Annotated in this window: 10 protein-coding genes; 3 read left to right on the top strand and 7 right to left on the bottom strand. The window is 63.4% G+C overall.

Features of this window, described 5'->3' with window-relative positions; all coding sequences use genetic code 11:
- Positions 1–9 precede the first annotated feature (9 nt).
- The 4 genes from A3E1_RS38735 to A3E1_RS46880 all read right to left on the bottom strand — a co-directional run bounded on the left by A3E1_RS38735 (position 10) and on the right by A3E1_RS46880 (position 2,782).
- Positions 10–972 (bottom strand): hypothetical protein, encoded by a 963-nt coding sequence (locus tag A3E1_RS38735; protein WP_020519364.1) that lies wholly within the window; start codon positions 970–972, stop codon positions 10–12.
- Positions 969–1,298, bottom strand: a complete 330-nt coding sequence (locus A3E1_RS0103540; protein ID WP_020519363.1) for a pilin — start codon at positions 1,296–1,298, stop codon at positions 969–971. The genes A3E1_RS38735 and A3E1_RS0103540 overlap by 4 nt, the downstream gene beginning before the upstream one ends.
- Before the next feature lie 320 nt (positions 1,299–1,618).
- Positions 1,619–2,380: a hypothetical protein gene (locus A3E1_RS38730; RefSeq protein WP_157631284.1), complete on the bottom strand. Its 762-nt coding sequence runs from the start codon at positions 2,378–2,380 to the stop codon at positions 1,619–1,621.
- A 246-nt stretch (positions 2,381–2,626) separates the two neighbouring features.
- Positions 2,627–2,782 carry a hypothetical protein gene (locus tag A3E1_RS46880; RefSeq protein WP_020519361.1) on the bottom strand — a complete coding sequence of 52 codons (156 nt, stop codon included), beginning with the start codon at positions 2,780–2,782 and terminating at the stop codon, positions 2,627–2,629.
- Positions 2,783–2,817: 35 nt separating this feature from the next.
- Between A3E1_RS46880 and A3E1_RS44380 the strand changes: the two genes are divergently transcribed.
- From A3E1_RS44380 to A3E1_RS38715, 3 genes are all read left to right on the top strand, one after another.
- Positions 2,818–3,681: a helix-turn-helix domain-containing protein gene (locus A3E1_RS44380; protein ID WP_020519360.1), complete on the top strand. Its 864-nt coding sequence runs from the start codon at positions 2,818–2,820 to the stop codon at positions 3,679–3,681.
- A 605-nt stretch (positions 3,682–4,286) separates the two neighbouring features.
- Positions 4,287–5,297: a hypothetical protein gene (locus A3E1_RS44375; protein WP_157631283.1), complete on the top strand. Its 1,011-nt coding sequence runs from the start codon at positions 4,287–4,289 to the stop codon at positions 5,295–5,297.
- Positions 5,294–5,698, top strand: a complete 405-nt coding sequence (locus tag A3E1_RS38715; protein ID WP_020519358.1) for a flavoprotein — start codon at positions 5,294–5,296, stop codon at positions 5,696–5,698. The genes A3E1_RS44375 and A3E1_RS38715 overlap by 4 nt, the downstream gene beginning before the upstream one ends.
- A gap of 738 nt (positions 5,699–6,436) precedes the next feature.
- On the opposite strand, the gene A3E1_RS38710 is transcribed toward A3E1_RS38715, so the two are convergent.
- From A3E1_RS38710 to A3E1_RS0103500, 3 genes are read right to left on the bottom strand one after another with little or no spacing between them, the layout of a single operon-like run.
- Positions 6,437–7,024: a hypothetical protein gene (locus A3E1_RS38710; protein ID WP_020519357.1), complete on the bottom strand. Its 588-nt coding sequence runs from the start codon at positions 7,022–7,024 to the stop codon at positions 6,437–6,439.
- Positions 7,025–7,027: 3 nt separating this feature from the next.
- Entirely contained in the window at positions 7,028–8,698 is a 1,671-nt protein-coding gene (locus A3E1_RS0103505; protein ID WP_020519356.1) for a DEAD/DEAH box helicase family protein, read from the bottom strand.
- A complete protein-coding gene (locus A3E1_RS0103500; protein ID WP_020519355.1) occupies positions 8,698–11,055 on the bottom strand; it encodes an ATP-binding protein in 2,358 nt (785 codons plus the stop codon). Before A3E1_RS0103500 ends, A3E1_RS0103505 begins: the two co-directional genes overlap by 1 nt.
- Positions 11,056–11,066: the final 11 nt, after the last annotated feature.

The following is an 11,066-nucleotide window of genomic DNA, read 5'->3' as shown; positions in this document are numbered from 1 at the left end:
GGTGCGGGGCTAACGCCAGGCGCGGCTGGCCAGCATCTGGCGGTTACCTGCGGGAAGCCGCATCCGTGAGGGGATACGCGTCCACCGCATTGTTTGCTGCAGCAACATCACAGGGGCCATGCGCCGCCACGAGACGCTGCTGTGCATCACATAGCGGCTCATCAGCGACGGGATTTTCAGCACCGTCCACAGCAGACAGGCCACGATCAGAAGATTGAAGACCTCGTTGGCCGGCTGGCGTAGCCCCGGAGCGGGCAGCTGCGCCTGCGGGTCGAAGAACACCGACAGTCCAATATGGAGCACCACGGCTTGCGCGGTGGTGGTGCCGACGGTGCCCAGCAGCGCGCGCCACCACAGTTTCGCCGCCCCTTCGGTAAACGGCAGCCCATGCAATGCCAGCGCGACCGGCGCGATGCCAGCCAGCACCACTAGCAGGCCAAGGCGCACAATCCACTGCATCGCCATCGTGGCGACCTGAACGGCGACGAGCACACCAATGATGATCAGCAGGACCGCTGAGGCGCCAACGGTTTGCGTCTCACCCGACAGCAGCCCGGCGGTGATGCCGCGCAGCGTATTGAGTGGATTAGCCGACGTGACCTGCTGGGCGGTTAGCGCGGCCGTGACCGCGTTGGCGACAGAAATGATCGCTGAACACAGCGGCAACGCGAAGTTGGCGGCGATCAAACCCACTGCCAGGCGCGGGGCGAGATCGCCGATGGTGTAACGGATGTGCACGGTTTCTCGGGTCATCACCACGATCGCCGCTGTCAGGATCGCCAGCACATAAGAGGTGTTGACGACGGCGAGGCTGGTGCCGGCGAACATGCGCACTTGCGGCAGCCCGGTGACGTCCGGTGACATGAACACCGTCGCCGACAGCAACTCCCACAGCAGGTTCAGCGCCCCCGCCAGCATCCGGGCGATCCAGGCGACGATCGCTTCGATGAGCTCGTCGGCCAGGATGCTCATGGACTGACCCAGCCGGACACAATGCGCAGCAACACCGGTGCCAGCAGCGCCAGGCCGTAGCCGATCAGTGCCGAACGCAGTGCGGTTTTCGCCTTCTCAATCTGCATCGGATCCCCGCCAGCGGCCACGTACCGGACCGCCCCAGCGGTCAGGAACAAGGTGGCGATCGCCAGCAGGAGCCCGAGAACCCATTGGGTGATCCTGCCGATCACGGTGTCGAGGGTGACTGGTGGGGCGGGCTCGGCCAGCAGGGCCGCCGCCGCCGCCAGGGCTGAGCCGAACGTGTCGCCCAGCAGTGCCGCCCTGGTGAAAAGGTGGAATGTCATCGGTATCGCACCTCCTGCCCTCCGCATCGGAGGGATCTGGGAAACGTTGGAATCACCAGCAGCCACACACCTAAGGCACGCCTGGTGCGCGTGCGGCGGCGATGTGTGAGAAACCTGCGCGGTGGCGCAAAGTGTGAGCCGGCGCCGGCACGCGAGACGGCAGCGATCCATCAGCGCTTCGTATGGCTGCCCGCGATGTGAGCTGCCGGACAGCCCGGCGCTGGGGTGAGGGTTCCGGCGCCACGGCGGGGAACTTCCGCAGCCGCCGCAACCCTCACCTATAGGAAAGGCATGTGTTGGGTGCCCAACGCACCCAACAGCTACCCAACACGACCCAACACAGCCGCGTCTGGCAGCGCCGCATGGTGCAAGGCCCCGCTGGTGATCGCGTCACGCAGCCGGTGTTCGGCGCGGCGCCGCCACCGGACGGCAAGGTCCGGGTGGACCCCGGCCATCGCCGCCGCATGCGGTAGCGGGAGCTGTTCCAGGCGGGTCGCCCCAATGACATACGCCTCACGGGCATCGATCACCCGCGCCAAGACAGCACGTGCCAGAACCCAATCCGGGTGTCCCCACGGCCACACAGGTTCGGCTGGCCCGCCAGGTGACACCCGGACCTGCACGAAGTCCGCCGACGCCGGCACGGCTGCGTGGGCGTAGCGCCAGGCGGCATCCATCAGCCGCCCACACACCCGCCGTCGTGCAGGATCAAACCGGTCATCGTGCAGCCGGGCCAGAAAGCCCGCCAGGACTTCACCGTCCACATCGGCCTGTTCACCAGCACGGCCGCATCCCAGACGCACAGCCAGGCGCCGCAGCCCAGGCAACGCCATCCCTGCGGCCACCACCTTCGCTGCTCCCCCGCTACGGGCATGCTCGACGAGCACCCGCCACACCACATCGCGGACCTGCGATGAGGTCGCCGGATCAAGCAGCATCCGCCGCACCCGCTGCAACGTCCAGCCGCCAGGCAGATCGGGCCAGCACGCCGCCACTACCGGCGTCAGCCAGGACGGCAACGGACCCCGTACCCCATCAAACGCATGCCCCACCGCGTCCAGCGGCGACACCCCAGACCACACAACGTCCCCCTCTAGCCCGACATCCTGCGCACCACCTGATTGCGGTACGCGACGCCTGCTATTGGTTCGCCGCCACCCAACCCACGCGACCTCCGGCCACAGCACGGTGGCCTGGCCCAACACACCTGTTGGGCCAGGCCAAGCCAACCGTGACCCACGCACCCGGGTCCGCGGCCCACCCGGAACACGTTGGGCACAGATACAGGCCGTGTTGGGCCGTGTTGGGCCCGCCCGCAGTCCACCGTGTCACAACGGAGCTAAACCCGCGTCCACATCAGACGACAGCACACCCACGCCGTCCGCCGCTTCCCGCACATCGGCCCGGCGCGGCACGTATATGGAGCGTTGGGTCGTGTTGGCCAGCCGCCCGGCACCCAACACACCCAACACCAGGCCATTCACAGGCAACAAAATTCGCCTGCCTGAAAGGCCCCGCCGTGAGCATCCAAGCCATCACCTGGACCCTCAACAACGCCCCCAATGTCCCACCATCCCTCGTGGCCACCCTCCTGGCATTGGCCAGCCACGCCGACCCCAACGGCCAAAACGCCGCACCATCACAGGCCCGCCTGGCCCACTACACCCGCAAAACCAGCCGCACCATCCGCCGCGACCTGACCACCCTGCAACACCTCGGCCTCATTCGCCGCGGCGACCAAAACACCGTCGCCTACCTACCACCGGACCGGCGGCCCATCGTGTGGGACCTCGCCGTCGAACAAACCCGCCCCACCCCAGAACCCCACAACGGCAACCACCGCGCCAACCGCGGCACAGCCCGGCACCAGCAGACCGGCCACCGGCAGGACGCTTGCGCCCGCCCGGCCGCCCACTCCCCTTGGCACCACGCCACCGCCGGGCGCACACGCCCACCCGCACGCCACTACGCCACCAGCCCAAACAGCCCACGGGCGGACGCACACGCCCACCGAATCTTTACGGAGGAGGAAAAAACCACCAGCCCACACACCCACACCGCCGAACACATCCTGAGAACCCTCAGCCCCACGTGGCGCATCGGCGCACACACCGTCACCCAGCTCACCCCCGCCATCGCCGCGGCGCTGCGAAGCGGCTGGAGCCCCGAACAGCTACACCAGCACCTGTCGGCGAACATCGCAGGGATCCGCTGCCCGCAAGCCGTCCTGCGCGCCCGGGTCCATGACCTGCCACCCCCAAAACCCATCCGCCCCCACCACAGTCCACAAAGGACCGGCCGCTGCCGCGAGCACCCCACCGAAAACGCCAAACACTGCCGGGCATGCCGATCAGAAGCAATCGCCCGCCCAGACGATCGATGACGTGCACAGCAGCCAGCCCGAATCCGGTACCTCTGTTTGCGGCGAGGCCGCGGTAACGGCGATTGTCCTAACGCGGCACTGCACCTCAGAGCGTCGAATATCGGGATGCGACACCGGATGTGGTTGCTGCAACATGCAGATTCGTCCATGATGCGAAATGGCCGTCTAACATCGACGTTCGCTGGTGCAATCCTTCGGCAGGGGGTCAGATGGCAACGCCGAACGATCTACTGCGTACGGCTCGCTTGCGCATTAAATCGCCAAGCGGATCCGGCAGGGACATGTCGCGGCAGGAGCTGGCAGACCTTGCGAACAAGCACATCGCGACCAATAGCGGACGTCAGGGCGCGATAGACGCGGAACATATCGGCAAGCTGGAGCGAGGCGAGCATCGGTGGCCCAACATCCACCACCGCGCCGCGTTCCGCGCTGTCCTAGGGGCGCACAGCGATGCGGAACTCGGCTTCTACATCGATCGCCGGCCTAGACGGCCAGAATCTGCCGCACCTCTGCCATTTGTGTCGTCAGCGTCGGATTTGCAGCTGTGGGCACCTGATCTGCTCCGGCCGCATACTGGGGGCCATGGCTTCGGGGAAGGCGGCGATATGCAACGTAGGCGTTTCATCACGCACGCTGCCAATCTGGTTGTCGGTGGACAAGCCTGTGTCGGTGTCCTGCGGTTCCTGCATGACCATGCTCAACGACGAGCTGGGGACAGCCGGTCGCCGCTGTTGGTCTTGCAGCACGAAACCTACGAACTGAAACGGGCTTATCAAGCCAGCCAATATCAGGATCTGCTGGCCAGGTTGCCAATGCTCTTAACCCTGCGGCACGAGCTGGAAACCGAAGGTTCCCAGGCGTTGGCACAAGACTGGCAAGCCACAGGCGTGCATCTCTACCACCTGCTGGCCAGCGTATTGATCAAGCTGAACGATCCGGCGCTTGCCCTGTTGGCGGCCGAGCGAAGTGGGCTGCTGGCCCAACAGCAGGGTGACAGCCTCACGCCCGCCATCAGCGCCCGGATTCTCACTCATGCGTTTGCAGCCAGCGGTCACCATGAGGCCGCCGTGGTCGTCGCCCAGCGAGCCGCACAGCAGCTGGAGCAGGCATCCGTTTTCATGACCGACGACGGGCTGTCGGTCTACGGCGCTCTGCTGTTGAGGGCAGCTGTCGCCGCAGCCAGTGCCGGCGACCGGGCCACCGCCTATGAGCTGATGCGCGATGCGGCACGGGCCGCGACACTGCTTAGCCACGACAACGGCAACGCGCAGTGGACTGCATTCGACCGGACCAACGTGCTCCTGCACGAGGTCAACATCGCGCTGCGCCTAGGCGATCACCCGACAGCGCTGGCCATCGCCGACCGGATTGACCTGCGGGCGGTCCGGCTGCCTGAACGCGGCGCCTGCCTGCACATCGACGTGGCCAGCGCTAACGCTCATCTCGGACGATACGACCAAGCCCTGGCAGCCCTGGACACCGCACGCACCATAGCGCCGCAGGAGCTGCGGAACCGCAGCGCCCGCAGGGTCTTCACCCACCTGCAGTCATGCACCCGCGGCGCCATGCACGACCGGGTCCTGGCCGCCAGCCATCACGCTGGAGTACCCCGGTGACCGGCAGCAAGACCATGAGCATTGTTGTCACCGGTGCCGGACCTGCTAGCGATATCGGTCGGCTCGTCGCCGTCGCAGTCCGTCATGGCTGGAACACCAGTGTCCTGGCCACACCCAACGCTCAAGCCTTCATCGACGAGCCCATGATCGAACAACTGACCGGCGCGCCCGTGCGCTGGGACTACACCACTCGCCCGAACGGCTCCTCGCGGGCGGTCGGCCGCCCGGATGCGCTCATCGTCGCCCCGGCCACGTTCAACACCATCAACAAGATCGCGGCAGGGATTGCTGACAACTATGCGCTGACCATGATCGCGGAACAGATCGGCCAGGGAACGCCCACGCTGGAGGCAGGATTGGTTGAGCCCACCGACCAGCTCAGAACGCCCATTGGACAGTGAACCTCTCGGAAACCCGACTTAAGTGGCTGCAGCGACTGCTGTAAGTGCGCGTATTAGTTTGGAATCTAGACCTGGGACAGTGGTTTGTCTTATTCCAAGCCGCGTAAGCCGGGTGCGCATGGTCCCGCCAGGAGTCTTAGCCGAAGTACACAAAGGGGATAACGCAGTCGCCCTAAGGACTTTTATGGAGGCGTATTTGCGCGATTTTGAAGCTATGCGCGAGCTGGAACGAGCACCTGGCAGTAGGGGCATGTGGCGGTTCAACAGGAGCTGACTAGTGTTGGCATCGGCTAATCCACTTACCGTGACGTTGTGGAGTGAACATGAGCGAGATCCTGCCGAGATGCCACGGTTGTGGGGCGGCCGCGGGCGAGGTACATGATCGCGTCTGTGATGTGGCGCGCTGTCGGGCAACCGGCCTGCAGTGGGTTACCTGCGCTCATACTGCCGCCTCGTCCGTGCCGCATGAACGAGATGTCTGGACGGGCCGCTGGCCTGGCGAAGAGGATTGCGAACGGCTGGGCTGGTACGTGTGCTTGGAGCCGGGCAGGGGCTGGGTGCCCTGCGACGCGACGGATGCCGGGGCTGAGCCTGACTTGAATCGGCTTTTCGCGGAGGCTGTGTGGGACGCGCCGTCCGGCCATTGGGTGCCCAAATCATAGGAGACTAAATCGTCTTGTGTCGGATGTGAATGCCCGGTGAGTTCTCTCGTCGGCTTGGACGGCTTTGAGCGTGCGCTCAGCGTATTTGGCTAATCGGCCTGATCAGATGGGTAACGCCTATGCCGCAACGAGTGCCGAAGATCTCATGGCGACGGCGCATCGCTGGCTCGATGTCCGCGTCCGAGCGGAGGCACACGATGATTAATGGTGTTGTGCGGTTGTCGAGGCCCTCATTGAGAGCCGCCCAAAGTAGATCCTTGAAGAACTTCGGCTTTCCCCAGCAGACGTATCGAAGGCCACTTCCATTGGTAGCCATGCAGTGGGTGGGCCGGTCACCAACACTTCCAGCGACAATCGACCAGGAGCCGCCCAGGAGCCTGGGTAGGAATTCTTCGGCGGGCGTGTATCCGCGGGCCGTGAACTTGGCGAACCGGCCGAGGCCCTCCAAGGCGCGGCTGTACTCCTTGAGCGGTATTTCCTTGATCCAGCCATGAACGTCCGAGGTGTAGTCACCGAGGCGTCGGCCAATGTTTGTGTCGTCGGCCCACCGTTGGTATTGCTCGGCTTTGCGGTGATCTGGAAGGCGCTCCCATTCGAGCCTGTCGGCGTCGGCGTACAGGAGCTTGACGACCTCATCTCGCACACTGAGGGGAACCTGTTGCATCGCTTAGCCTTTCTGGATGGCTGTAACTTCGGGGAACTGGAGCCTGTGTTCGTCGTAGGCGGTCTCAAGACTTGCCGCGTCCAGTATCCACTCGTCCATAAGCGATTCAACGCGCTGGTCAGAGAATGTTATCGATGACTTTGCGTGCAAGGGCAATACTTCAACAGAGTCGGCTTCAAGGTCCCGGCGGAGCTTGAGGGTCGCGGCAATTCGACGCAGGTCGCTGACGAAGTCTAATACAACCACCGATGTCTTGCCGTCGCGTAGCCGAAGGCCTCGGCCGAGCTGCTGAACAAAGATCCGGCGACTGTGGGTTACCCTGGCGAAGCACAGGATGTTCACATCGGGAATATCGACACCTTCATTTAGAATGTCGACAGCCGTTAGCAATGGGACGCTGCCTGAACGAAATTCCAGGAGCCTGGTCTGGCGCTGGCGTGCGGTCAGCCCGGCATGAATCGCGCGGACGCTTCCCCAGGGTGAAGCTCCATTTAGGAGAGACGACATTCGTTCTGCGTGCTCGATTGTCCGGCAGAAGATTATGCCGCGTGGCCGGGTGACGTTTGACCACGCCACGGTTAGCTCGTCACGGATGGCGTCGTCGCGCTGGGGAAGGAACAGGCGAGCGTTGAGTTCGCTGAGGCTGTAACTATATTGGCTGGCGCTGCGGACCATGTCCCAGTCAATGTCATCGACGAACAACCGGTAGTCGACCTGAGCGAGGTAGCCGCGGCGCATGCCATCCTCTATGCCGAGGGTATAGCTGGCCTCACCGAAGTGCCGCGTGAGGTCGTAGCCGTCGCCGCGCCATGGTGTGGCTGTAACACCGAACTGCGCAGCCGCAGAGAGTATCGAAAGCAGCTCGGCGAACTGTCCGTCCTCGGCGATGTGGTGGGCCTCGTCCACCATGATCAGTTTGGGCCGATAGCCCGCCTTGGCCGCACTAAGCGCGGAGGCAACGGTTGCGCACGTAACCCCACTTAGATCGTCTGGCCTTTCGTCTCCTGTAACCAGGCGGGTCCGAATCGCTTTTGGAAGGTGCGGCCAAAGTGCTCGCTCAAGTTGGGCGACGAGATCCTTGGTGTGCGCGATCACGAGGATGTCGTCTACTGGGTACCTCTTGAGGTGCTGATCGATAACGTTGCCACCGACGACGGTCTTTCCCATTCCGGTGGCCAAGACAAGCAGAGCCCTGCCGTCCTTGCTGAGGCTTGATTGGAGGGCTCTGACGGCTGTCCGCTGGTAGTCGCGCAGGTCGCGGCTAGGGAGGCGGTCCGCAGCGCGATCGTAGGCGCGGCGCAGGACGTCCCCGGTCCAGAATTTGATGGGCGGTGCTAGTGCGGACAGCTCGCCCGCGCGTTTCCTAGCCGCCGGACCAGGCTGGCTAGTTGTGACGACCGCCGCCTCATTGGCTCGATAGAGCTCACGTGCGCGGGCGACCTCGTCGACAGCATCGGCGCCAATCGCGCCCCGAAGTTTCCATTTGCATTGCAGCACCCAGTCTTTGCCGTTGTGACGGCCGATGATGTCCCCACCTCCATCACCGGCGCCGTCGATCGTGGCGACGTCGGTGAATCCGAGGTGCCACAGCAACCGCTCGACTTGTCTCGGAAATTGCCGTGGCCCCAAGTCGCGCAGGTGAGGCAGGTCCATAAAGACCGTTTCGGGCAACATCATTCCGCCTCAGCGAGTTCGCGCTCAACCAGGTCGCAACTGAGCCGCACACGCAGAAGTTCGTCGACGTGAAGCTTCGGGGTGTGATCGGCCATCAGAGCGAGTTCCGAGACAAGGCTTGTAATGCGCGAGACCGCCAGGGCGCGCGCTGTGTCGTCGGTTAGCGCGGTGTGCTCGCGGGAGAAGACGCGGCCGTCGAGGAAGACATCGGGCCGCCGTTCGATGAGCCGGACAAGGGCCGCGGCCGGGATGTGGCGGACGAAGTCTCCGGTCTGGATTACGTCGTCCCAACTGATGCCAGAGGCTTGGCCAACGGCGAAGCGCCGCTGCGCCTCGTCTTGATCGCTGGGAGAAAGCAAATTCCAATAGCCGGTGGGCGATCCCTTGATCTCGCGGAGCATCTCATCGCGTATGCGGCTGAGGAGCTGACGTGACCGCTCGGAAAGTGCACCGGTTGTAATCCGGCGGTCTCGAGACGCTCGTGCCTTGATACGGTCGAGAACTACGGACATTGGCTGCTTGGCGCCGGAGGCGCGCGTGATGACGTACTCGGCCACGATCACTTGGACGAATTCCGCCAGATCTAGGCCATAGTCGGTCAGCATTTTATGGATGCCTGCCAGGAAGACCTCGAGCCGAGGTGCTCTCGTCATATGTGCGAAGGCCGGAACCAATCGCCCTACCGGGTCTTCGAGCTGATCGGCGCGGACAATGTAGACCGTGGCATCGACCTTTCCGAGGTCTTCGGCATCGAAACGGCCACCGATTCCCGGCATGACGGTTGAGTTCTCGCGGTAGACCCCCAAACGTTGCTCAAGGGTCAATGGCTGTGGCCCTGGACTGGCCGCGCTGCCTGAGGCCGATGTGGCGGGTGTGCCACTGGTTGTTGCCCCTGTTGGTTTCCAAGTGCCCGACGAGGATGACGCGCCATTCGCGCCGGGATCTGTTAAACCCATCTCGTCAAGGACGTCGGTCTCAGGCCTGGCAGACGGAACGGGCGTGCCCGCATCATGCTGCTTCGCCGCCTGGTACCAGACCTCATCGCTCTGATAGTCCGGATCCCCCTTTCGGAACTTTTCGACCCATTCGGTTACGCGATCACGTAGCGCGGTCTTGCCATCGCCCGGCAGCAGGTATTTGAGTCCGGGCTTATCTGTGCGAAAGCCGGCGTAAAGCTTGGCTAGCGGACTCTTGTTCTCGCCGAACCCGCGCCTTTCCGCGATCTTGGGGCGCAATGGTGCCTCGCCGCGGATGGTGCGAACGACTTTGCGCCATTCGACAGTGTCGTATTCGAACGCGTTCTTCTGGTAGTTGACGCCGACGTGGTCACAGTGAATCTCGCCGACGATCCGGCCTTCGTTGCGCGGGTTATCGACGGGATATTCCTTCTCGGGGTCCTCGTTGCCGCTCGGGTCGATCCAGTCGAAGATTCGCTGATCGCGCATGAGTATCTTGCGGCCGTTGCGAAGGAAATCGATGCCGAAGTCGCTAGTGTGCAGGTATCGCTGGACCCCAATCCAGCCCCAGATTCGCTGCTCTCTCAGCTCAAGTAGTCCACCGCTAGGGCAGAAGACACACTTCTCGTGATCACGCGATTGCCACTTCCCGCACACGAGGCAGGCCTTCATGAGATCGAGGCGGACATCGATCGGCTGGATCGCCTTGATCTCCACACCATCCCGCATGACAGAACGGTGCTCGCCCCACACACAAGGGCGCCTCGGCACGACGGACTTCCCGCTGACCGTGATGTCAAAGTCATGTTCGCGCAGCAAATAGCTGTACACATCGCCAAGTTTGTTACGGATCTGCTGGTGGTTTTGCGACAGCGCCTCGTGGCGTTCGCGCTTTAAGGAGCTAATGATCACAGTGGTGCCATGCTGTGCGGGGTCGTCCTTGGGCTCGTACGAAACCGGAACGTCGTATTTACCACCCGCTGCTAGTGCGGGAAGGTCAAGGGTGACGACAGTCCAATAAGGATCTCCTGTGCGAGTCGTTCGGACCTGCGTCCGCTGGCCCAGCCGAGCGGTGGCGATGTTGAACCCCATACCAAAAACGCCGAGTGAGCCGTGGGCTGCATTCGAGGTCCAGCCCGCACGGATGGCGTTGTTCAAAATGGACAGATCCATGCCCCGGCCGTTGTCTGACACCCACACTTCCGCACTGCGGTGATCGCTGTTTTTGCTGGGCAGCGAAACAGTGACGCTCGGCCTTTCGCCGACAATTCCCGATCCGAGAAAATCGTCGAATGAATTGTCAATTAGCTCGGCCAGACATTGCCACGGGCTGAATTCAATATCCCCGAGAACGGTCAGAATTCGGGGGTCCGGGGTGACGTCAATGGCGTCAGTTTGCATTCTCGCTCCCA

The organism is Catelliglobosispora koreensis DSM 44566, from assembly GCF_000379685.1.
Lineage (GTDB): Bacteria > Actinomycetota > Actinomycetes > Mycobacteriales > Micromonosporaceae > Catelliglobosispora > Catelliglobosispora koreensis.
Note: the sequence above shows the minus strand (reverse complement) of the source record. Positions and strands in the feature narration are given on the sequence as shown.

Bases quoted from the DNA above. Each gene is read 5' to 3' on its own strand.
- A3E1_RS44375 (WP_157631283.1), top strand. From the start codon at position 4,287: ATGCAACGTAGGCGTTTCATCACGCACGCTGCCAATCTGGTTGTCGGT.
- A3E1_RS0103540 (WP_020519363.1), bottom strand. From the start codon at position 1,298: ATGACATTCCACCTTTTCACCAGGGCGGCACTGCTGGGCGACACGTTC.
- A3E1_RS38735 (WP_020519364.1), bottom strand. From the start codon at position 972: ATGAGCATCCTGGCCGACGAGCTCATCGAAGCGATCGTCGCCTGGATC.
- A3E1_RS0103505 (WP_020519356.1), bottom strand. From the start codon at position 8,698: ATGTTGCCCGAAACGGTCTTTATGGACCTGCCTCACCTGCGCGACTTG.
- A3E1_RS38710 (WP_020519357.1), bottom strand. From the start codon at position 7,024: ATGCAACAGGTTCCCCTCAGTGTGCGAGATGAGGTCGTCAAGCTCCTG.
- A3E1_RS0103500 (WP_020519355.1), bottom strand. From the start codon at position 11,055: ATGCAAACTGACGCCATTGACGTCACCCCGGACCCCCGAATTCTGACC.